The organism is Streptomyces sp. NPDC043870, assembly GCF_056435785.1.
Genome location: NZ_JBWKDT010000001.1, coordinates 122,006 through 143,319, shown reverse-complemented (window position 1 = coordinate 143,319; position 21,314 = coordinate 122,006). Strand labels below are relative to the sequence as shown.

General features: G+C 70.9%; 20 protein-coding genes. 18 read left to right on the top strand and 2 right to left on the bottom strand.

Annotated elements, in window-relative coordinates:
* Position 1: 1 nt before the first annotated feature.
* The 3 genes from hisS (at position 2) to AC0699_RS00610 (ending at position 3,514) form a co-directional block, all read left to right on the top strand.
* The gene (hisS, locus tag AC0699_RS00620; protein ID WP_478653927.1) at positions 2-1,264 is read left to right on the top strand and encodes a histidine--tRNA ligase; all 1,263 of its coding nucleotides are present in this window, start codon (positions 2-4) and stop codon (positions 1,262-1,264) included.
* 158 nt (positions 1,265-1,422) lie between these two features.
* A complete protein-coding gene (locus AC0699_RS00615) occupies positions 1,423-2,070 on the top strand; it encodes a vitamin K epoxide reductase family protein (RefSeq protein ID WP_478653924.1) in 648 nt (215 codons plus the stop codon).
* A gap of 70 nt (positions 2,071-2,140) precedes the next feature.
* A complete protein-coding gene (locus AC0699_RS00610) occupies positions 2,141-3,514 on the top strand; it encodes a replication-associated recombination protein A (RefSeq protein WP_478653922.1) in 1,374 nt (457 codons plus the stop codon).
* A 55-nt stretch (positions 3,515-3,569) separates the two neighbouring features.
* On the opposite strand, the gene AC0699_RS00605 is transcribed toward AC0699_RS00610, so the two are convergent.
* The gene (locus AC0699_RS00605; RefSeq protein WP_478653919.1) at positions 3,570-4,328 is read right to left on the bottom strand and encodes a DUF2470 domain-containing protein; all 759 of its coding nucleotides are present in this window, start codon (positions 4,326-4,328) and stop codon (positions 3,570-3,572) included.
* A 188-nt stretch (positions 4,329-4,516) separates the two neighbouring features.
* Between AC0699_RS00605 and rpsD the strand changes: the two genes are divergently transcribed.
* Positions 4,517-5,128 (top strand): 30S ribosomal protein S4, encoded by a 612-nt coding sequence (gene rpsD / locus AC0699_RS00600; RefSeq protein ID WP_453666812.1) that lies wholly within the window; start codon positions 4,517-4,519, stop codon positions 5,126-5,128.
* A 56-nt stretch (positions 5,129-5,184) separates the two neighbouring features.
* Here the strand turns inward: rpsD and AC0699_RS00595 are convergent, their stop codons facing one another.
* Entirely contained in the window at positions 5,185-7,323 is a 2,139-nt protein-coding gene (locus tag AC0699_RS00595) for an ATP-binding protein (protein WP_478653915.1), read from the bottom strand.
* Positions 7,324-7,603: 280 nt separating this feature from the next.
* Between AC0699_RS00595 and AC0699_RS00590 the strand changes: the two genes are divergently transcribed.
* The 14 genes from AC0699_RS00590 to nusB all read left to right on the top strand — a co-directional run bounded on the left by AC0699_RS00590 (position 7,604) and on the right by nusB (position 21,230).
* The gene (locus AC0699_RS00590; RefSeq protein WP_453663546.1) at positions 7,604-8,035 is read left to right on the top strand and encodes a DUF948 domain-containing protein; all 432 of its coding nucleotides are present in this window, start codon (positions 7,604-7,606) and stop codon (positions 8,033-8,035) included.
* A gap of 6 nt (positions 8,036-8,041) precedes the next feature.
* Positions 8,042-8,389 (top strand): DUF6167 family protein, encoded by a 348-nt coding sequence (locus AC0699_RS00585; RefSeq protein WP_478653913.1) that lies wholly within the window; start codon positions 8,042-8,044, stop codon positions 8,387-8,389.
* Entirely contained in the window at positions 8,389-11,058 is a 2,670-nt protein-coding gene (gene alaS, locus AC0699_RS00580; protein WP_478653910.1) for an alanine--tRNA ligase, read from the top strand. The genes AC0699_RS00585 and alaS overlap by 1 nt, the downstream gene beginning before the upstream one ends.
* Positions 11,059-11,188: 130 nt before the next feature.
* The gene (gene ruvX / locus AC0699_RS00575) at positions 11,189-11,653 is read left to right on the top strand and encodes a Holliday junction resolvase RuvX (protein WP_478653907.1); all 465 of its coding nucleotides are present in this window, start codon (positions 11,189-11,191) and stop codon (positions 11,651-11,653) included.
* A gap of 103 nt (positions 11,654-11,756) precedes the next feature.
* On the top strand, positions 11,757-13,481 hold the full coding sequence (gene mltG / locus AC0699_RS00570; RefSeq protein ID WP_478653905.1) for an endolytic transglycosylase MltG: 1,725 nt from the start codon (positions 11,757-11,759) through the stop codon (positions 13,479-13,481).
* Positions 13,459-14,301, top strand: a complete 843-nt coding sequence (locus AC0699_RS00565) for a shikimate dehydrogenase (protein WP_478653902.1) — start codon at positions 13,459-13,461, stop codon at positions 14,299-14,301. The genes mltG and AC0699_RS00565 overlap by 23 nt, the downstream gene beginning before the upstream one ends.
* Positions 14,302-14,450: 149 nt before the next feature.
* The gene (gene aroC / locus AC0699_RS00560) at positions 14,451-15,635 is read left to right on the top strand and encodes a chorismate synthase (RefSeq protein WP_478653900.1); all 1,185 of its coding nucleotides are present in this window, start codon (positions 14,451-14,453) and stop codon (positions 15,633-15,635) included.
* 83 nt (positions 15,636-15,718) lie between these two features.
* Positions 15,719-16,243 carry a shikimate kinase gene (locus tag AC0699_RS00555; protein ID WP_478654589.1) on the top strand — a complete coding sequence of 175 codons (525 nt, stop codon included), beginning with the start codon at positions 15,719-15,721 and terminating at the stop codon, positions 16,241-16,243.
* Positions 16,240-17,334 carry a 3-dehydroquinate synthase gene (gene aroB / locus AC0699_RS00550; protein WP_478653898.1) on the top strand — a complete coding sequence of 365 codons (1,095 nt, stop codon included), beginning with the start codon at positions 16,240-16,242 and terminating at the stop codon, positions 17,332-17,334. Before AC0699_RS00555 ends, aroB begins: the two co-directional genes overlap by 4 nt.
* Positions 17,331-17,771 carry a type II 3-dehydroquinate dehydratase gene (gene aroQ, locus AC0699_RS00545; RefSeq protein ID WP_478653896.1) on the top strand — a complete coding sequence of 147 codons (441 nt, stop codon included), beginning with the start codon at positions 17,331-17,333 and terminating at the stop codon, positions 17,769-17,771. The genes aroB and aroQ overlap by 4 nt, the downstream gene beginning before the upstream one ends.
* A gap of 122 nt (positions 17,772-17,893) precedes the next feature.
* Complete coding sequence (locus AC0699_RS00540) at positions 17,894-18,892, top strand: Pro-rich N-terminal domain-containing protein (RefSeq protein WP_478653894.1); 999 nt, start codon at positions 17,894-17,896, stop codon at positions 18,890-18,892.
* Between the two features lie 148 nt (positions 18,893-19,040).
* Positions 19,041-20,156: a M24 family metallopeptidase gene (locus AC0699_RS00535; RefSeq protein WP_478653891.1), complete on the top strand. Its 1,116-nt coding sequence runs from the start codon at positions 19,041-19,043 to the stop codon at positions 20,154-20,156.
* 73 nt (positions 20,157-20,229) lie between these two features.
* On the top strand, positions 20,230-20,796 hold the full coding sequence (efp, locus tag AC0699_RS00530) for an elongation factor P (protein ID WP_453663528.1): 567 nt from the start codon (positions 20,230-20,232) through the stop codon (positions 20,794-20,796).
* 2 nt (positions 20,797-20,798) lie between these two features.
* Positions 20,799-21,230 (top strand): transcription antitermination factor NusB, encoded by a 432-nt coding sequence (gene nusB / locus AC0699_RS00525; protein ID WP_469767932.1) that lies wholly within the window; start codon positions 20,799-20,801, stop codon positions 21,228-21,230.
* Positions 21,231-21,314 lie beyond the last annotated feature (84 nt).

The following is a 21,314-nucleotide window of genomic DNA, read 5'->3' as shown; positions in this document are numbered from 1 at the left end:
CGTGAGCACTTTTCAGGCCCCCAAGGGCACGTACGACCTGATTCCGCCGGACTCCGCGAAGTTCCTGGCGGTGCGGGACGCCATCTCCGCGCCGCTGAAGAACTCCGGTTACGGCTACGTCGAGACGCCCGGCTTCGAGAACGTCGAGCTGTTCGCACGCGGTGTGGGCGAGTCCACCGACATCGTGACCAAGGAGATGTACACCCTCACGACCAAGGGCGGCAGCGAGCTCGCCCTGCGTCCCGAGGGCACCGCGTCCGTGCTGCGCGCGGCGCTGGAGGCCAACCTCCACAAGGCCGGCAACCTGCCCGTCAAGCTCTGGTACTCGGGCTCGTACTACCGCTACGAGCGCCCGCAGAAGGGCCGCTACAGGCACTTCTCGCAGGTCGGTGCCGAGGCGATCGGTGCCGAGGACCCGGCGCTCGACGCCGAGCTGATCATCCTGGCCGACCAGGCGTACCGCTCGCTGGGCCTCGCGAACTTCCGCATCCTGCTGAACTCGCTGGGCGACAAGGAGTGCCGTCCCGTCTACCGTGACGCGCTCCAGGGCTTCCTGCGCGCGCTCGACCTGGACGAGGACACCCGGCGCCGCGTCGACATCAACCCGCTGCGGGTCCTCGACGACAAGCGCGATTCGGTCCAGAAGCAGCTCGTGGGTGTGCCGCTGCTGCGCGACTTCCTGTGCGACGCGTGCAAGGCGTACCACGAGGAGGTACGCGAGCTGCTCGGCGCGGCGGGTGTGGCGTACGAGGACGAGGAGAAGCTGGTGCGCGGCCTCGACTACTACACGCGCACCACCTTCGAGTTCGTCCACGACGGTCTCGGCTCGCAGTCCGCGGTGGGCGGCGGCGGCCGTTACGACGGACTGTCCGAGATGATCGGCGGCCCTGCGCTTCCCTCCGTCGGCTGGGCCCTCGGTGTCGACCGTACGGTCCTGGCGCTGGAGGCCGAGGGCATCGACCTCGAACTGCCCGCCGGCACCAGCGTGTTCGCCGTCCCGCTCGGCGAGGAGGCGCGCCGCGTCCTCTTCGGGGTCGTCACGCAGTTGCGCAAGGAAGGCGTCGCCGCGGACTTCTCGTACGGCGGGAAGGGCCTCAAGGGAGCCATGAAGAACGCGAACCGGAGCGGTGCGCGGTACGCGATCGTCGCCGGCGAGCGCGACCTCGCCGAGGGCGTCGTCCAGCTCAAGGACATGGAGTCCGGCGAGCAGACCCCGGTCGCCGTCGACGCGGTCATCGCGGAGATCCGGGCGAAGCTCTCCTGAGGAGGGCTGTACGCACGGAGCCCGGACCGTTTCCCGACGGTCCGGGCCCGTGCCGCGGCCGGATCCCGGACTTCCTTATCCCCATCGAACGGTGGACACGGGCGGGCGTGCGGCAGAATGACCATGCCCCAGCAGTGACCGAGTGATGGAACGGCGATATGACGACTGCAGCGGTTGACGGCGTGTCCTCCGGCCAGGAAATGGAGGGCGTGCGCGGCACGGTCGGCGGCAGCCGCGCGTTCGGGTGGCTGCTCGTGATCACCGGCGCGGCCGGACTGCTGGCCGCCTGGGTCATCACGATCGACAAGTTCAAGATCCTCGAGGCCAAGATCGCGGGGAAGACCTTCACCCCGGGCTGCAGCCTCAACCCGATCGTCTCGTGCGGCAGCGTGATGGAGAGCGACCAGGCCTCCGCCTTCGGGTTCCCCAACCCGATGCTCGGGCTCGTCACCTACGGGATCGTGATCTGCGTCGGCATGAGCCTGCTCGCCGGCGCCCGCTTCCGCCGCTGGTACTGGCTGACGTTCAACGCGGGCACGCTCTTCGGCGTCGCGTTCTGCACCTGGCTCCAGTACCAGTCGCTGTACAACATCAACGCGCTGTGCCTGTGGTGCTGCCTCGCCTGGGTCGCCACGATCTTCATGTTCTGGTACGTGACCTCGCACAACATCAGGGCCGGCCTGCTCCCCGCCCCGACGTGGGCGAAGAACTTCCTCTCCGAGTTCACCTGGGTCCTGCCGGTGCTGCACACCGGTGTCATCGGGATGCTCATCCTGACCCGCTGGTGGGACTTCTGGATCAGCTGACGGGCAGCGGCCGCCCCGGCCGCACGGTCCGCGGCCGCGTTGTCAGTGCCCTCGCTTAGGCTTCGTTCCTGTGGAGCCCGATCTCTTTACCGCAGCCGCTGAGGAACGCCAGGAGAAGGACCCGTCAGCGAGTCCCCTGGCCGTCCGGATGCGTCCGCGCACCCTCGACGAGGTCGTCGGCCAGCAGCATCTGCTGAAGCCGGGGTCGCCGATGCGTCGACTCGTGGAGCAGGGGGCAGCAGGCAGCGGCGGGCCCGCGGGCGCCTCGTCGGTGATCCTGTGGGGCCCGCCGGGCACCGGCAAGACGACCCTCGCGTACGTGGTGTCGAAGGCGACGAACAAGCGCTTCGTCGAGCTCTCCGCCATCACCGCGGGCGTCAAGGAGGTCCGGGCGGTCATCGACGGGGCCCGCCGCGCCGCCGGCGGCTTCGGCAAGGAGACCGTCCTCTTCCTCGACGAGATCCACCGCTTCAGCAAGGCCCAGCAGGACTCCCTGCTGCCCGCCGTCGAGAACCGCTGGGTGACGCTGATCGCCGCGACCACCGAGAATCCGTACTTCTCGGTGATCTCCCCGCTGCTGTCCCGCTCCCTGCTGCTCACGCTGGAGCCGCTCACCGACGACGATCTGCGCGGGCTCATGAAGCGGGCGCTGACCGAGGAGCGTGGCCTCGGCGGCGCCGTGACGCTGCCCGACGACGCCGAGGCGCATCTGCTGCGCATCGCCGGGGGCGATGCCCGGCGGGCGCTGACCGCGCTGGAGGCCGCGGCCGGTGCCGCCCTCGCCAAGGGCGAGCAGGACATCTTCCTCACGACGGTGGAGGAGACGGTCGACCGCGCGGCGGTGAAGTACGACCGCGACGGCGACCAGCACTACGACGTGGCGAGCGCCCTCATCAAGTCCATCCGCGGCTCCGACGTCGACGCGGCGCTGCACTATCTGGCCCGCATGATCGAGGCGGGGGAGGACCCGCGCTTCATCGCGCGGCGGCTGATGATCTCGGCCAGCGAGGACATCGGGCTGGCCGACCCGACGGCCCTGCCGACCGCCGTCGCCGCCGCTCAGGCCGTCGCCATGATCGGCTTCCCCGAGGCGGCTCTCACACTCAGCCACGCCACGATCGCCTTGGCCCTCGCTCCGAAGTCCAACGCCGCGACGACCGCGATAGGGGCCGCCCTGGCGGATGTGCGCCAGGGCCTGGCGGGCCCGGTCCCGCCCCATCTCCGCGACGGCCACTACAAGGGAGCGGCCAAGCTCGGCCACGCCCAGGGGTACGTGTACCCGCACGACGTCCCGGGCGCCATTGCCCCGCAGCAGTACGCTCCGGACGCGGTCCACGGCAAGCGCTACTACGAACCGACGCGGTACGGGGCGGAGGCGCGCTACGCGGACGTGGTGGAGAAGGTCCGTGAGCGTCTGCGCGGCGAGGGCACGTCCGGCGCGTGAGGCCGCCGCCGGCGGGCATCCCTGCCGGCGGGCTTCCTCACTTCCTCACCGCTTCTCACCGCGTCGCCGCGGCGAACAGCGTGTGCATCGCGTGCCGCAGACCCCCGGCGTCCCGCACCGGCTCGGGGAAGTCGAAGCGCGCGTCGAACGTACGGTTCTCCGGCCCGGTGAAGCGCACCCGGAGGCCGAACCGGTCGAGGGCCACCGGCACCACGTCCCGCACCGCCGCGTACGTCTCGTCCGTCCGGTCGCCGAGCAGGGTGGACAGGCCGCGCACCTGGTCGCTGTGCGCGGAGTGCAGATGCTGCAGCAGCTCCGCCTCGTGCCGCGCGATCGGATCCGGCTCCGTACGCCCGAGATCCTCGGGTTCCACACAGCCCGCGCCCCACAGGTCGTCCACCGAGATCTCACCGACCTCCAGCCGCACGAGCATCCAGGCGGGCCGGTCCTGGCCGGTCTCCAGCACGGCGCCCACGGGGTGCCGCTCGGCGAGCAGCTCCGTGTACCGGGCCCGGTCCTCGTTGCGCACGGCCGTGAGCCAGCCGGCCAGCCAGGCGCGGCCGCGGATCCGCTGGCGCACCGCGACGGGGGCGACGTCCGTGATCTCCATCACGGCGGTCAGGTCGTCGTCCTGGGCGTACGCGGCGGCCCTGGCGGTGGGAGAATCCCAGGGCACAAGGAGAACGACGTCACCCTCGGGCGTGACGGTGCGCGCGGCAGGCTCCCAGAAGCCGGGGCCATGGTCGCGAGCACCCGGCAGCGTGAGGGATACTGAGGCGTTGTACTCAACGAGGGTTCGTACGCGCTCGGCCATGGTGGGCTGTCGAGCGCCTTCCCTGGGACGCGGCTGACCTTGTTCATCGTCGTCGTAAGCAGAGACCGATTCTTTCGAGTCGTCTGAACTGCGATGCGCACTGGGCAGGGGGATCCCATGCGGTCGAGACATTACGTCCTCCTCGAATAAGGTAAGGCTCACCTAACTTACATGGAGGTAGGTTCCACGTGAACCAGTCGCGACCCAAGGTCAAGAAGTCGCGTGCGCTCGGCATCGCTCTGACCCCGAAGGCCGTCAAGTACTTTGAGGCCCGCCCGTACCCGCCGGGTGAGCACGGCCGTGGCCGTAAGCAGAACTCGGACTACAAGGTCCGTCTGCTCGAGAAGCAGCGCCTTCGTGCGCAGTACGACGTCTCCGAGCGTCAGCTGGTCCGCGCCTACGAGCGCGCCAGCAAGGTTCAGGGCAAGACCGGCGAGGCCCTGATCATCGAGCTCGAGCGCCGTCTCGACGCCCTGGTGCTCCGTTCCGGCATCGCCCGGACGATCTACCAGGCCCGTCAGATGGTCGTCCACGGCCACATCGAGGTGAACGGCGGCAAGGTCGACAAGCCTTCCTTCCGTGTCCGCCCGGACGACGTCGTCACGGTCCGCGAGCGCTCCCGCGAGAAGCACCCGTTCCAGGTCGCCCGCGAGGGTGGCTACGCGCCCGACGGTGAGACCCCGCGCTACCTGCAGGTCAACCTCAAGGCGCTCGCCTTCCGCATGGACCGGGAGCCGAACCGCAAGGAGATCCCGGTGATCTGCGACGAGCAGCTCGTCGTCGAGTACTACGCCCGCTGATCCAGCGGTCGTAGCACCACCGGCCTCACGCGCCCGAGCCCGCCGCTTCCCCGCCCCTACCGGTGGGGGAGCCGGCGGGCTCTCGCGTTCCCGGGGCGGACGGCGCCCGTACGCACCGCACGCTCGCGGGACGCCCCGGGCGCCGGCTCCCGGCGCCGGGCCAGCGCACGCTCCACGGCCTCGTCCAGCGTCAGCGCCCGCCCCTCCCGCAGGCAGGCGCCGTATCTCTCGGTCCCCAGTACCTCCCCCGCCTGCTGTTCGCACAACGCGCGCGGCGCGCTGAAGTAGCCCGAGCTGAACAGCGGCAGCCCGACCGCGTCCCACACCGGCGCAGCCGCCCCCTGCAGCACCGCCGCCTCCGCCGGGTCCCCCTCGCTCGCGGTCACCAGCGCCAGCAGCTCGATCGCCAGCACAAGGCCCACCAGATCCCGGAAGGTGTGGTCGATGGCGATGCACTCGCCCAGCAGCTCCCTCGCCTGCGGGTGGTCACCACGCGTCCAGCGGGCATATGCGAGCACATACAGCGCGTAGGCACGCGTCCAGCGCTCGCCGCGCTCCGCGCAGATCTCCCGGACCTCCTCGCACAGCTCGACGGCCGCCGCCGGCTCGCCCTGGAAGACCAGCGTCATGCCCAGCTCGACCTGCGCCATCAGCACATTGCTGTTCAGCTCGCCCAGCTCCTGATAGGCGGCGAGCGACGCCCGCAGCAGCTCCTCGGCGCGCGGCAGGTCGTCGTCGAGCAGCGCGAGACAGCCCATGCGGTGCGAGGAGTACGCGGCAGCCGGCCGGTTCCCGGTCGCGGCGGCGGTCTCACCGCACTCGTGCAGTGCGCCCACCGCGGCCGTGCTGTCCCCCTGCAGGATCGCCACATAACCGAGCACCCACAGCGCCTTCAGCCTCGTGTCGTGGTGCCCCTCGTCGCCGGGCGCCGGCGCCACCGCCCGTTCCAGCCAGTGCCGTCCCTCGGCGAGCCGCCCGCAGCCGACCCAGTAGAACCAGAGCGTGCCGGCCAGATACTGCGCCAGATGTGCCTCCTCCGGGTTCTCCAGGCACAGCTCGAGCGCCGCCCTCAGGTCCGGCAGCGCGGCGTCCGTGCACGCCGCGACCTCCGCCTGGCGCGGGCTGAACCAGTCGAGCTCGCACCAGGTCGCCAGACCCATGTACCAGTCCCGGTGGCGCCGCCGCATCCGCGCGGTGTCGCCCAGCGCGTCCAGCCACTCCGCGCCGTACGCGCGCAGCGTGTCGAGCATCCGGTACCGCACCCCCGCGGGGGTCTCCTCCCGGCACACCACGGACTGGGCCAGCAGCTCGGCGAGCACGTCCAGGATGTTCTCCGGCAGGAGCTCGGGCCCGCCGCAGACGTACTCCACCGCCTCCAGATCGAAATGCCCGGCGAAGACCGACAGCCGCGCCCACAGCAGCCGCTCCTGCGGAGTGCACAGTTCATGACTCCAGCCGATCGCCGTCCGCAGGGTCCGGTGGCGCGCGAGCTCGCCCCTGGCGCCGCCGGTCAGCAGCCGGAAGCGGTCGTCGAGCCGGTGCAGCGCCTCGTCGACGGCGAGCACCGGAAGCCGGCCGGCCGCCAGCTCCAGGGCCAGCGGAATGCCGTCGAGGCGCCTGCACAACTCCCGCACCGCCGCACGGTTGCCGTCGGTCAGCCGGAAGTCCGGCGTCGCCGCGGCAGCCCGGTCCGCGAACAGCCGTACCGCGTCGTCCCCGGTCAGAGGCGCCAGCGGCAGGACGGTCTCGCCGGCGATCCGCAGGGGCCGGCGGCCCGCGGCGAGCACCCGCAGCCCGGGCGCGCGGCGCAGCAGCTCACGTACGAGCGCGGCGCAGTCCTCGAGGAGCTGCTCGAACCCGTCGAGGACGAGGAGGAGTTCGCGTTCCGCGAGATGGTCCAGGAGCACCGTGCGCGGGGACCGGCTGGTGTGGTCGATGAGACCGAGCGCCTCGGCGATAGTGTGCTCCAGCAGCCCCGGGTCGCGCAGCGCCGACAGCTCCGCGATCCGCACCCCGTCGCAGTAGCGTTTCTCCAGGTCGGCCGCCGCGCGGAGAACGAGCCGGGTCTTGCCGACGCCGCCCGCCCCGGCCACCGTGACCAGCCGGGAGTCCGCCAGCAGGCGTTCCAGTTCGGACAGTTCGTCGTCGCGTCCCACGAACCGGTTGAGCTCCGCCGGGAGATTGCTCCGTCGCATGGGACACGGAGCGTACCCACATGTAAGCAGTCCGTACAATCGTCCTGTGCAACTCCCGTGCGCGGTATTGGCTTCACCTCCGGGGCGCCCAAGTCGGCGCCGACCGGTCGATCGTGCTCGGTCCCTCGTTCCTCGGGACCTCCGCGCGTTCTCCCTTTCGACACCGCCGCGCCCCTTCGGCTCGCGCGGCCGCCGATCCGGTACGGGGGGTGACCTCCGGCGCGATAGGGTCGGAGGACAACTTTCGAAGTGCCCATCGACGAGCAGAGAGCGGTGCAGCGTGACCGGTGGAGAGGTTGCCGGGATCCTGGTGGCCGTGTTCTGGGCGATCCTGGTCTCCTTCCTCGCCGTGGTGCTGGTGAGGCTGGCGCAGACGCTCAGGGCGACCACCAAGCTGGTGGCGGACGTGACGGAGCAGGCCGTGCCGCTGCTGGCCGACGCCTCGGCGACCGTACGCTCCGCGCAGACCCAGCTCGACCGGGTCGACGCCATCGCCTCCGACGTCCAGGAGGTCACCTCCAACGCCTCGGCGCTCTCCACGACCGTCGCCTCGACCTTCGGCGGCCCGCTCGTCAAGGTCGCCGCGTTCGGCTACGGCGTACGCCGGGCGATGAGCCGCAACAAGACCGATGCGCCGCCCGCGCAGTCCCGGCGCACGGTCATCGTCGGCCGCACCGTGCCGGCCGCCAGGCGCCGCAAGCAGAAGGGCTGAGCCGCGATGTTCCGTCGTGCGTTCTGGTTCACCGCGGGCGCCGCCGCCGGTGTGTGGGCCACGACCAAGGTCAATCGCAAACTCAAGCAGCTGACCCCCGAGAGCCTGGCCGCGCAGGCCGCCAACAAGGCGATCGAGACCGGACACCGGCTCAGGGACTTCGCTCTCGACGTCCGGGCCGGAATGGTCCAGCGCGAGACCGAGCTCGGCGAGGCACTGGGCATCGAGGCACCCGTCGACCGAGGGCTCCCCGCGCAGCGGAGCCTCGGCGCTCCCGAAAACCAGAAGCAGGACAAGAAGCACTACGAGATGCTTTACGAGAAGCGCTCGTACAACCGGAATGAGGACCACTGATGGAGTCGGCTGAAATCCGCCGCCGCTGGCTGAGCTTCTTCGAGGAGCGCGGGCACACCGTCGTGCCTTCGGCGTCGCTCATCGCGGACGACCCGACTCTGCTGCTGGTCAACGCGGGCATGGTCCCCTTCAAGCCGTACTTCCTGGGCGAGACCAAGCCGCCCGCCCCGCGCGCCACCAGCGTGCAGAAGTGCGTGCGCACGCCGGACATCGAAGAGGTCGGCAAGACCACCCGCCACGGCACCTTCTTCCAGATGTGCGGCAACTTCTCCTTCGGCGACTACTTCAAGGAAGGCGCCATCAAGTACGCCTGGGAGCTGCTCACCAGCTCCGTGGCGGACGGCGGCTACGGCCTGGAGCCGGAGAAGCTCTGGATCACGGTCTACCTCGACGACGACGAGGCCGAGCGCATCTGGCGCGAGGTCGTCGGCGTGCCCGCCGAGCGCATCCAGCGCCTCGGCAAGAAGGACAACTTCTGGTCCATGGGCGTCCCCGGACCCTGCGGCCCCTGCTCGGAGATCAACTACGACCGCGGCCCCGATTTCGGCGTCGAGGGCGGCCCCGCCGTCAACGACGAGCGCTACGTGGAGATCTGGAACCTGGTCTTCATGCAGTACGAGCGTGGCGAGGGCTCCGGCAAGGAGGACTTCGAGATCGTCGGCGACCTGCCCAGCAGGAACATCGACACCGGTCTCGGCCTCGAGCGCCTCGCCATGATCCTGCAGGGCGTGCAGAACATGTACGAGACCGACACCCTGCGCGTCGTCATGGACAAGGCCACCGAGCTCACCGGCGTCCGCTACGGCGAGAACCACGGCTCGGACGTCTCGATGCGCGTGGTCGCCGACCACCTCCGTACGTCCGTGATGCTCATCGGCGACGGCGTCACCCCCGGCAACGAGGGCCGTGGCTACGTCCTGCGCCGCATCATGCGCCGGGCCATCCGCAACATGCGCATGCTCGGCGCCACCGAGCCGGTCGTCGCCGCCCTCGTCGACGTGGTCATCAAGACCATGGGCCAGCAGTATCCGGAGCTGGAGACCGACCGCAAGCGCATCGAGACGGTCGCCCTCGCCGAGGAGGCCGCCTTCCTCAAGACGCTCAAGGCCGGCACCAACATCCTCGACACCGCCGTCACCGAGACCAAGGCCACCGGTGGCCAGGTGCTCTCCGGCGACAAGGCCTTCCTGCTCCACGACACCTGGGGCTTCCCGATCGACCTCACCCTGGAGATGGCCGCCGAGCAGGGCCTTTCCGTGGACGAGGACGGCTTCCGCCGTCTGATGAAGGAGCAGCGGGAGCGCGCCAAGGCCGACGCCAAGGCCAAGAAGACCGGCCACGCCGATCTGTCCGCCTACCGCGAGGTCGCCGACACCTCCGGCTCGACGGAGTTCACGGGCTACGGCTCGACCGAGGGTGAGTCGACCATCGTCGGTCTGCTCGTCGACGGTGTCCCGTCGCCGGCCGCCTCCGAGGGCGACGAGGTCGAGGTCGTCCTCGACCGCACCCCCTTCTACGCCGAGGGCGGCGGCCAGCTCGCCGACCAGGGCCGGATCAAGCTCGACACCGGCGCCGTCATCGAGATCCGCGACGTACAGCAGCCCGTCCCCGGCGTCTCCGTGCACAAGGGCTCGGTGCAGGTCGGCGAGGTGACCGTGGGCGCCTCCGCCTACGCCGCCATCGACGTCAAGCGCCGCCGCGCCATCGCCCGCGCCCACAGCGCCACCCACCTCACCCACCAGGCGCTGCGCGACGCCCTCGGCCCGACGGCCGCCCAGGCCGGCTCCGAGAACTCGCCGGGCCGCTTCCGCTTCGACTTCGGCTCGCCCGCCGCCGTCCCCGGCACGGTCCTGACCGACGTCGAGCAGAAGATCAACGAGGTCCTCGCCCGCGAGCTCGACGTCCAGGCCGAGGTCATGAGCATCGACGAGGCCAAGAAGCAGGGGGCCATCGCCGAGTTCGGTGAGAAGTACGGCGAGCGGGTCCGCGTCGTCACCATCGGCGACTTCTCCAAGGAGCTCTGCGGCGGCACGCACGTGCACAACACCGCCCAGCTGGGTCTGGTGAAGCTGCTCGGCGAGTCGTCCATCGGTTCCGGCGTGCGGCGCATCGAGGCCCTCGTCGGCGTCGACGCCTACAACTTCCTGGCCAAGGAGCACACGGTCGTCGCCCAGCTCCAGGAGCTGGTCAAGGGCCGTTCCGAGGAGCTGCCGGAGAAGATCGCCGCCATGCTCGGCAAGCTGAAGGACGCCGAGAAGGAGATCGAGAAGTTCCGCGCGGAGAAGGTGCTCCAGGCCGCCGCGGGGCTCGTCGAGTCCGCCAAGGACGTCCGCGGCACCGCGCTGGTCACCGGCCAGGTCCCGGACGGCACCTCGGCCGACGACCTGCGCAAGCTGGTCCTCGATGTCCGTGGCCGCATCCCCGGTGACCGCCCGGCCGTGGTGGCCCTGTTCACCACCGCGAGCGGCCGCCCGCTGACCGTCATCGCCACCAACGAGGCCGCCCGTGAGCGTGGCCTCAAGGCCGGCGAGCTGGTCCGTACCGCCGCCAAGACCCTCGGCGGCGGCGGCGGCGGCAAGCCGGACGTCGCCCAGGGCGGCGGCCAGAACCCGGACGCGATCGGCGACGCCATCGAGGCTGTCGAGCGTCTCGTGGCCGAAGTCTCGTGAGCGACGTCCGCGCAGCCGCCGAGCCGCGGTCGACGACGATGGCCGCACCTCTGCGCTGCGCGGGCGGAGATGGGGGCCCCTCCCAGGCGTCAGCTCTGGGGGAGAACGATTCGGAAGGGGCCTGATCCTCATGCGCAGAGGACGTCGTCTCTCGATCGACGTCGGGGACGCCCGGATCGGGGTCGCCTCGTGCGACCCCGACGGGGTCCTCGCCACGCCGGTGGAGACCGTGCCGGGTCGTGACATCCCGGCCGCCCACCGGCGCCTGCGGCAGATCGTCGAGGAGTACGAGCCGATCGAGGTCGTCGTCGGTCTGCCCCGTTCGCTGAGCGGCGGTGAGGGCCCGGCGGCGACCAAGGTCCGCGCGTTCGCCCAGGAGCTGGCCCGCGGCATCGCCCCCGTACCCGTGCGGCTCGTGGACGAGAGGATGACCACAGTGACGGCCAGTCAGGGCCTGCGGGCCTCGGGCGTGAAGTCCAAAAAGGGCCGGTCTGTCATCGATCAGGCGGCCGCTGTGATCATCCTTCAGAACGCTCTTGAGTCCGAACGGGTATCAGGTAATCCGCCCGGCGAGGGCGTCGAAGTGGTCATCTGATCGCGATACGGTAACGTTCCGCGCGATGCGGCGGCGTTCGAACAGCTGCCGCACAACGTAGAGGCGGACCGTCCGGTGCCTGCCTCGCGGCACTAGGGGATCGATGACTGAGTATGGCCGGGGCCCCGGCTCCGAACCGTGGCATCCCGAGGATCCGCTGTACGGAGACCAGGGATGGAGAGGACAGCAGGCCGAACCCGGTCCTGCGTCCTACGGCGGCCAGCCGCAGCAGCAGTACCCGCAGCAGCCGCAGGCGCAGTCGTACTACGGAAGCGGAAACGATTCTCAGTACTCGACGGGCTATCAGCAGCAGTACCCGCCCCAGGGGTACGACGGGCAGCAGTACCCGCCCCAGCAGCTCCATCAGCCCCAGCAGTACGGCGGGACCTGGGACACCGGCCAGCAGCCGGCCTGGGACACCGGTCAGCAGCAGGCCTGGGACACCGGCCAGCAGCCCGCGATGCCGTACGACCCGAACACGGGAGCAGTCCCGTACGGCGGCGCGGACTACTACGGGACGCCCGAGGCCTACCCGCCGCCGCAGCCTCCCGGCCGCCGCACCGCCCCGGCAGCGCAGCCGCACCGGGCGCCCGAGCCGGAACCCGACTGGCAGCCGGACCCGCAGCAGGAAGAGGACCATCCCTTCTTCACGGGTGACGACGGTCACGACGACGGTGGGGACGACGACCCGGCAGGGGACGGTCGCCGCGGCGGCCGTGACGGCCGCGGCCCCGCCAAGAAGAAGAAAAAGGGCCGCAACGGTTTCGCGTGCCTGTTCGTCGCGATGGTCCTGGTCGGTGGGGCCGGCGGTGCCGGCTACGTCGGATACCAGTTCTGGCAGGGCCAGTTCGGCGCCGCGCCGGACTACGAGGGCGCGGGCACCGGCACCGCCGAGGTCGAGATCCCTCTGGGTGCGAGCGGCACCGAGATCGGAAACGTCCTCAAGAAGGCCGGCGTCGTGAAGAGCGTCGATGCCTTCGTCTCGGCCCAGAACGAGAATCCTAAAGGTACGAGCATCCAGCCCGGCGTATATATCCTGAAAAAGGAGATGTCCGCCGCGAATGCGGTCAAGGCGATGCTCGATCCCAGCAGCCGCAACGCCATGTCGATTCCCGAGGGGCAGCGGAACGCCCAGATCTACGCACAGATCGACAAACGGCTCGATCTCGAACCCGGCACCACGAAAAAGGTGGCCGCGGCCCAGGCGAAGAATCTCGGACTGCCCGACTGGGCGCAGGGCCACCCCGACCTCAAGGACCCCCTGGAGGGTTTCCTCTTCCCCGCCACCTATCCGGTCGCCAAGGGCAGCAAGCCGGAGGACATCCTCGAGAAGATGGTCGCCCGCGCCAAGGCCGAGTACACCAAGGTCGGCGTCGAGACCAAGGCGAAGCAGCTCGGTCTCGCAGGGCCCTGGGAACTGATCACCGTCGCCAGCCTGGTGCAGGCCGAAGGCAAGACGAAGGACGACTACCGGAAGATGTCCGAGGTCGTCTACAACCGCCTGAAGCCGACCAACACCGAGACGAACCAGCTGCTCCAGTTCGACTCCACCTTCAACTATCTGAAGGGCCGGAGCGACATCAAGATCGGCGAAGCCGAGATCAACAGCAACAAGGACCCGTACAACACGTACACGCGGAAGGGGCTGACCCCCGGGCCCATCGGCAACCCGGGCCTGCTGGCGCTGGAGGCAACCCTGAGCCCCACGAAGGACGGCTGGATGTACTTCGTGGCGACCGACGGCAAGCACAAGACGGAATTCGCCAAGACGATCGCCGAGTTCCAGAGGCTGAAGGACAAGTTCAATGAACAGTCGGGTAACGGCTGAGGCCCGCAGGGCCGCGGTCCTCGGGTCGCCCATCGCCCACTCGCTGTCGCCGGTGCTGCACCGCGCCGCCTATGCGGCACTCGGCCTCAACGACTGGTCGTACGACCGCTTCGAGGTGAGCGAGGCGGATCTCGAGGGCTTCGTGGCGGGGCTCGACAGCTCCTGGGCAGGGCTGTCCCTGACCATGCCGCTCAAGCGGGCGATCATTCCGCTGCTGGACGAGGTCAGCGACACCGCGGCCGCCGTCGAGGCCGTCAACACCGTCGTCTTCACCGAGGACGGCCGCCGCACCGGCGACAACACGGACATCCCCGGCATGGTCGCCGCGCTGCGCGAGCGCGGCGTCGAGAAGGTGGAGTACGCCGCCGTCCTCGGCGCCGGCGCCACCGCGTCCTCCGCGCTCGCCGCACTCGCCCGGATCTGTACCGGCCCGGTCACCGCCTACGTACGCAGCCATGTCCGGGCCGAGGAGATGCGCGGCTGGGGCGAGCGGCTGGGCGTCGAGGTGCACACGGCCGACTGGGCGGAGGCGGGTCACGCCTTCGACGCCCCGCTCGTCGTCGCGACCACCCCCGCCGGAGCGACGGACGCCCTCGTCCCGTACGTTCCCGACCGCCCCGGCACCCTCTTCGACGTCCTCTACGACCCGTGGCCGACCCCGCTCGCGGCGGCCTGGGCCGAGCAGGACGGCTCCGTCGTCGGCGGCCTCGACCTGCTGGTGCACCAGGCCGTACTCCAGGTCGAGCAGATGACCGGCCGCTCCCCGGCGCCGCTCGCCGCCATGCGCGCGGCGGGCGAGGAAGCGCTCGCCGCACGCTGATTTCGCGCCATCGCCCGTCGCAAACACGTCCGCCTGCTGGACCACCGGCCTGGTCCGGGGGCCGGACGTGGGAGGATCAGGGGAGGCGGGCCAGGGCCGCGCACCCGGTCGCGCCGTCGCAGTTCCAGGCGCGAGCATGAGGAGCACCGTTGAGCAGGTTGCGCTGGCTGACCGCGGGGGAGTCGCACGGCCCCGCACTGGTGGCGACGCTGGAGGGTCTTCCCGCCGGTGTCCCGATCACCACGGAGATGGTGGCGGACCACCTTGCCCGGCGGCGCCTCGGCTATGGACGCGGTGCGCGGATGAAGTTCGAGCGTGACGAGGTCACCTTCCTGGGCGGTGTACGCCACGGCCTCACCATGGGCTCGCCCGTCGCCGTGATGGTCGGCAACACCGAGTGGCCGAAGTGGGAGAAGGTCATGGCGGCCGACCCGGTCGACCCGGCCGAGCTCGCCGAACTGGCCCGCAACGCCCCGCTGACCCGCCCCCGGCCCGGCCATGCCGACCTCGCCGGTATGCAGAAGTACGGCTTCGACGAGGCCCGGCCCATCCTGGAGCGCGCCAGCGCCCGGGAGACCGCCGCGCGCGTCGCCCTCGGCGCGGTCGCCCGCTCCTACCTGAAGGAGACCGCGGGCATCGAGATCGTCTCGCATGTCGTGGAGCTGGCCGCCGCGAAGGCCCCGTACGGCTTCTACCCGACGCCCGCCGATGTCGAGAAGCTGGACGCCGACCCGGTCCGCTGCCTCGACGCGGACGCGTCGAAGGCGATGGTCGCCGAGATCGACCAGGCCCACAAGGACGGCGACACGCTCGGCGGTGTGGTGGAGGTGCTCGCGTACGGCGTGCCCGTCGGCCTCGGCTCGCACGTCCACTGGGACCGGCGCCTCGACGCCCGCCTCGCCTCCGCCCTCATGGGCATCCAGGCCATCAAGGGCGTCGAGGTCGGCGACGGCTTCGAACTGGCCCGCGTCCCCGGCTCCAAGGCGCACGACGAGATCGTCGCCACCGAGGATGGCATCAAGCGCACCTCCGGCCGTTCCGGCGGCACCGAGGGCGGTCTCACGACGGGCGAGCTGCTGCGCGTACGGGCGGCGATGAAGCCGATCGCGACCGTGCCCCGGGCGCTGAAGACCATCGACGTCAGCACCGGCGAGGCGGCCGCCGCCCACCACCAGCGTTCCGACGTCTGCGCCGTGCCGGCCGCCGGTATCGTCGCGGAGGCCATGGTGGCGCTGGTCCTGGCCGACGCGGTCGCCGAGAAGTTCGGCGGCGACAGCGTCACCGAGACCCGCCGCAATGTGCAGTCGTACCTCGACCACCTGGCCATCCGGTGAGTGACGAACGCGACGAACGCGACGAACGCGACGAACGCGACGAACGTGGGGCCGCCGGGCCGCAGGTCGTTCTGATCGGGCCGATGGGTGTCGGCAAGACCACCGTCGGCGCCCTCGTCGCCGAGCGCCTCGGCACCGGCTACCGGGACACCGACGCCGACATCGTGGCCGCCCAGGGCCGGGAGATCTCGGACATCTTCATCGAGGACGGCGAGCCGCACTTCCGCGAACTGGAGCGTGCCGCGGTGCGGACGGCCGTCGCGGAGCACGAGGGCGTCCTGGCTCTCGGCGGCGGTGCCATCCTCGACGAGGGCACCCGCGAGCTGCTGTCCGGTCTGCCCGTCGTCTATCTGTCGATGGACGTCGAGGAGGCCGTACGCCGCGTCGGGCTCAACACCGCCCGCCCGCTGCTCGCCGTCAACCCGCGCCGCCAGTGGCGCGAGCTGATGGAGGCCCGTCGGCATCTGTACACCGAAGTCGCGCGTGTCGTCGTCGCCACGGACGACCGCACCCCCGAAGAGGTCGCGCAGGCGGTCCTCGACGCACTCGAATTGCTGCATCTCCCGGGGGACGACCCCCGGACCCCCGGCCAGGAGAAGACCGTATGACCGAGCAGGCAGTGACCCGTGTCCAGGTCGGCGGCACCGCGGGCACCGATCCTTACGAGGTGCTCGTCGGCCGGCAGCTGCTGGGCGAACTCCCCGGGCTGATCGGCCCGAGGGCCAAGCGTGTCGCCGTGATCCACCCCGAGGCGCTCGCCGAGACCGGCGACGCGGTCCGCCAGGACCTCGCCGACCAGGGGTACGAGGCCGTCGCCATCCAGGTGCCGAACGCCGAGGAGGCCAAGACCGTCGAGGTCGCGGCGTACTGCTGGAAGGCACTCGGCCAGACGGGTTTCACCCGTACCGACGTCATCGTCGGCGTCGGCGGCGGGGCGACGACCGACCTGGCCGGCTTCGTCGCGGCGTCGTGGCTGCGCGGGGTGCGCTGGATCGCGATCCCGACCACGGTCCTCGCCATGGTCGACGCGGCCGTCGGCGGCAAGACCGGCATCAACACCGCCGAGGGCAAGAACCTCGTCGGCGCCTTCCACCCGCCGGCCGGTGTGCTCTGCGACCTCGGCGCGCTGGACTCGCTGCCCGTCCACGACTACGTCAGCGGCCTGGCCGAGATCATCAAGGCCGGCTTCATCGCCGACCCGGTGATCCTCGACCTGATCGAGGCGGACCCGGAGGGCGCCCGCACCCCGTCCGGGCCGCACACGGCCGAGCTGATCGAGCGCTCCATCCGGGTCAAGGCCGAGGTCGTCTCCAGCGACCTCAAGGAGTCGGGCCTGCGCGAGATCCTCAACTACGGCCACACGCTGGCGCACGCCATCGAGAAGAACGAGCGCTACAAGTGGCGGCACGGCGCCGCCGTATCCGTCGGTATGGTCTTCGCCGCCGAACTCGGGCGTCTCGCCGGGCGGTTGGACGACGCGACCGCCGACCGGCACCGCACCGTCCTGGAGTCGGTCGGACTGCCCCTCACGTACCGTGGCGACCAGTGGCCCAAGCTGCTGGAGACCATGAAGGTCGACAAGAAGTCCCGCGGTGATCTGCTGCGCTTCATCGTGCTCGACGGCCTGGCCAAGCCGACGGTGCTGGAGGGCCCGGACCCGGCGGTGCTGCTGGCGGCGTTCGGCGAGGTGTCCGCATGAGCCGCAAGGTCCTCGTCCTCAACGGGCCGAACCTCGGCCGGCTCGGCTCGCGCGAGCCCGATGTGTACGGCGCCACGTCGTACACGGGGCTGGTCGACGCCTGCCAGTCGCTGGGCAAGGAGCTCGGCTTCGACGTCGACGTACGCGAGACGAACGACGAGGGGGAGATGATCCGCTGGCTGCACGAGGCGGCCGACGGTGCCGTCCCCGTCGTTCTGAACCCCGGCGCGTTCACGCACTACTCGTACGGGATGCGCGACGCGGCCGCCCAGCGGACCGCCCCGCTCATCGAGGTGCACATCTCGAATCCGTACGCACGGGAGGAATTCCGCCACACTTCGGTCGTCGCTGCGGTCGCCTCCGGCACGGTCGCGGGCTTCGGGATCGGCTCGTACCGGCTGGCCCTGCGCGCGCTGGCCGACGAACTCACCGGCTGACGGGGCACTCTGGACCGGCCCCGGTCGTTGCCACAGTGGCGGCCGGGGAGGGTACCGTTCGGTGCGGGCCGGTCAACTGCCGCCCGACCAGCGTGAAGTCGTACGAGACGGAGTGGCACCGGATGCAGCACGCAGTGGGAGCTCCGCTGCCGTCCAACGGGCCGGGGCGCTTTCCGGGACACGTCCCCGTTCCCGGACCCGGCCCCGTCCCCAGTTCCGGCCCCATCCCGGTTCCCGGCCCCGTCCCCGGTTCCGGCCCCATCCCGGTTCCCGGGTCCGGCCCCGTTCCCGGACCGGTCACGGCGTCCGGGCCGGGGCCCGTGCCGGGACACGGCCCGGTGGCGGGATGGGAGCACCAGGCGCAGCACCCCGGCCCTCCGCCGCCGCAGGGCATGCCCTCTCCCGGCTGGAGCGGCCCCGCCCCGCAGCACGCCCCGTTGCCTCCGTCCCGTGACACCACGGGCCACGTTCAGCTGCCCCCCGGCGGACCGGTCCCCATACCCTCGCCCCCCGCAGCCTCGCCCGGGGGGACCCCCACGCCCCCTGCCGACAGCGGCACCGGTCCGGCCACTCTCGCGGTCCTCCTGATCGGCCCGGCGGGCGCGGGCAAGACGACCGTCGCCCGGCACTGGGCCAAGCACCGCCGCGTGCCCACCGCGCACATCAGCCTGGACGACGTCCGCGAATGGGTATGCTCCGGCTTCGCCGACCCCCAGTCCGGCTGGAACGACCAGTCCGAGGCCCAGTACCGCCTCGCCCGCCGCACCTGCGGCTTCGCCGCCCGCAACTTCCTGGCCAACGGCATTTCGTGCATCCTCGACGACGCCGTCTTCCCCGACCGCCCGGTCGTCGGCCTCGGCGGCTGGAAGCGGCACGTCGGCCCCGGCCTGCTGCCCGTCGTACTGCTCCCTGGGCTGGAGATCGTCCTGGAGCGCAACGCGGAGCGCAGCGGAAACCGCCGGCTCTCGGACGAAGAGGTCGCCAGCATCCACGGCCGTATGGCCGGCTGGTACGGCTCGGGGCTCCCGATCATCGACAACTCCCAGTGCGACGTCGAAACGACGGCGCGCATCCTCGACGACGTCCTGGCCCGCGCCCTGATGAGCCCGCCTGCCTGGTAGCCCCCGATTCGCCCGCCGGGGTCCTTCCGGGCCGAGGGCCCGGGGGGAGACCGAGGCGCGCGGCGGAGCACCCGGTCACCGCCTCGCCGGTGGCCCGGTCGGACGCCCTCAACCGGCCGGATCGCGCCGTCGCTCTTAGGCTCGTGGCATGTCCGAGGTGTTCGCTGCCCGCCGAGGCCGGCTGCGCGACCGGTGTGCCGCAGCCGGAACTGCCGCGGCGCTGGTGTCCCGGCCTGCCAATGTCCGTTATCTCGCGGGCGGAGCCCCGCCCGGCGCCGTGCTGCTGCTGAGCCCCGCCGGCGCCGCCGACGATGTCCTGCTGTGCCCGACCGTGCCCAGTGGTGACCCCACCGACGGGCGGCTGGACGAGAAGCTGCGGCTGACCGTGCTGCCCACGCACGGGGGAGACCCCGCGGTCGCCGCCGCGCAGGTCGCCGGGACCGCCGGGGCGGACTCCCTCGGCGTCGAGGAACACCACCTCACCGTCGCCCGCCACCGTGCCATCGGCTCGGTAGCACCCCGGCTGCTCCTCGCCGACCTCGGTGGAGCCGTCGAGCAGCAGCGGATGGTGAAGGACGAGGACGAGATCGCGTGCCTGCGGATCGCCGCGGAGATCACCGACCAGGCCCTCGGCGAGCTGCTCGAGTCGATCCTCGTCGGCCGCACCGAGCGGCATCTCGCCCTGGAGCTGGAGCGGCGCCTCGTCGACCACGGCGCCGACGGACCCGGCTTCCCGACGTCCGTCGCCACCGGCCCGAACGCCGGACGCGGCGGCCACCGCCCCTCGGACCGACGCGTCGAAGAGGGCGATTTTCTCTCCGTGTGCCTGGGCGCCAACTACCGCGGCTACCGCTGCGAGATCGGCCGTACCTTCGTCATCGGCACGACCCCCGCGGACTGGCAGATCGAGCTGTACGACCTGGTCTTCGCCGCTCAGCGGGCCGGCCGCGAGGCCCTCATGCCCGGCGCCGAGTACCGCGATGTCGACCGGGCGGCCCGGCACGTACTCGCCGCCGCGGGCTACGGGGAGGGCCTGGCGCCCTGGACCGGGCACGGTGTAGGACTGGAAATCGACGAGGACCCGCAGCTGGCACCTGCCGCCATGGGTAAACTGGACGCTTGTGTGCCGGTCACCGTCGAACCGGGGGTCCACCTCCCGGGCCGGGGCGGGGTCCGGATCGATGACACGCTCGTCGTGCGCCAGGAGGCGGACGGCGGACCCGAGCTACTCACCATCACGACCAAGGAGCTGCTCGCGCTCTAGAGCGCGCGGCGGCAGCGCGCACCTTCGCCTTCCTCGGTCGTCCACCAGCGTCAGTCCAGGAGATTCCGCAACCGTGGCCACCACGAACGACCTCAAGAACGGCATGGTGCTCAAGCTCGACAACGACCAGCTCTGGTCCGTCGTCGAGTTCCAGCACGTCAAGCCCGGCAAGGGCCCGGCCTTCGTGCGCACCAAGCTCAAGAACGTGCTGTCCGGCAAGATCGTCGACAAGACGTTCAACGCCGGCGTCAAGGTCGAGACGGCCACCGTCGACCGCCGCGACATGCAGTTCTCGTACATGGACGGCGACTACTTCGTCTTCATGGACATGCAGACCTACGACCAGCTGCACGTCTCCCGCCCCGCCGTCGGTGACGCCGCGAACTTCCTCATCGAGGGCTTCACCGCGACCGTCGCCACGCACGAGGGCGAGGTGCTCTACGTCGAGCTCCCGGCCGCCGTCGAGCTGGTCATCAAGGAGACCGAGCCGGGCGTGCAGGGCGACCGCTCCACCGGTGGCACCAAGCCCGCCACCCTGGAGACCGGCTACACCATCCAGGTCCCGCTCTTCATCACCACCGGTGAGAAGATCAAGGTCGACACCCGTTCCGGCGACTACCTCGGCCGGGTGAACAGCTAACCGTGGCTGCCCGCAACAAGGCCCGCAAGCGTGCCTTCCAGATCCTCTTCGAGGCCGACCAGCGCGGTACCTCCGTGCGGGAAGTCCTCGCGGACTGGATCCGGCACTCGCGGTCCGACGACCGTCAGCCGCCGGTCGGTGAGTACACCATGGAGCTGGTCGAGGGGTACGCGGAGCACGCGGACCGTATCGACGAACTCATCGCCACCTACGCGGTCGGCTGGACGCTCGACCGGATGCCGGTCGTCGACCGCAACATCCTGAGGCTCGGCGCGTACGAGCTCGTGTGGGTGGACGAGACCCCGGACGCGGTGGTGATCGACGAGGCGGTGCAGCTCGCCAAGGAGTTCTCCACGGACGACTCGCCGTCCTTCGTGAACGGCCTGCTGGGCCGTTTCAAGGACCTCAAGCCGAGCCTGCGCCGGGACGCCTGAGCCCGGTGGCCGAGCCACGAAGGCCCGCAGCGAATGCGCTGCGGGCCTTCGGCGTCTCTGCGTGCGCCGAGCGGTGGGGGCGTG

Excerpts from the sequence above, each read along its gene's own strand:
- AC0699_RS00615 (WP_478653924.1), top strand. The coding sequence starts at position 1,423 with ATGACGACTGCAGCGGTTGACGGCGTGTCCTCCGGCCAGGAAATGGAG.
- AC0699_RS00605 (WP_478653919.1), bottom strand. The coding sequence starts at position 4,328 with ATGGCCGAGCGCGTACGAACCCTCGTTGAGTACAACGCCTCAGTATCC.
- AC0699_RS00595 (WP_478653915.1), bottom strand. The coding sequence starts at position 7,323 with ATGCGACGGAGCAATCTCCCGGCGGAGCTCAACCGGTTCGTGGGACGC.
- AC0699_RS00585 (WP_478653913.1), top strand. The coding sequence starts at position 8,042 with ATGTTCCGTCGTGCGTTCTGGTTCACCGCGGGCGCCGCCGCCGGTGTG.
- alaS (WP_478653910.1), top strand. The coding sequence starts at position 8,389 with ATGGAGTCGGCTGAAATCCGCCGCCGCTGGCTGAGCTTCTTCGAGGAG.
- ruvX (WP_478653907.1), top strand. The coding sequence starts at position 11,189 with ATGCGCAGAGGACGTCGTCTCTCGATCGACGTCGGGGACGCCCGGATC.
- mltG (WP_478653905.1), top strand. The coding sequence starts at position 11,757 with ATGACTGAGTATGGCCGGGGCCCCGGCTCCGAACCGTGGCATCCCGAG.
- AC0699_RS00565 (WP_478653902.1), top strand. The coding sequence starts at position 13,459 with ATGAACAGTCGGGTAACGGCTGAGGCCCGCAGGGCCGCGGTCCTCGGG.
- AC0699_RS00555 (WP_478654589.1), top strand. The coding sequence starts at position 15,719 with ATGGGTGTCGGCAAGACCACCGTCGGCGCCCTCGTCGCCGAGCGCCTC.
- aroB (WP_478653898.1), top strand. The coding sequence starts at position 16,240 with ATGACCGAGCAGGCAGTGACCCGTGTCCAGGTCGGCGGCACCGCGGGC.
- aroQ (WP_478653896.1), top strand. The coding sequence starts at position 17,331 with ATGAGCCGCAAGGTCCTCGTCCTCAACGGGCCGAACCTCGGCCGGCTC.
- AC0699_RS00540 (WP_478653894.1), top strand. The coding sequence starts at position 17,894 with ATGCAGCACGCAGTGGGAGCTCCGCTGCCGTCCAACGGGCCGGGGCGC.
- AC0699_RS00535 (WP_478653891.1), top strand. The coding sequence starts at position 19,041 with ATGTCCGAGGTGTTCGCTGCCCGCCGAGGCCGGCTGCGCGACCGGTGT.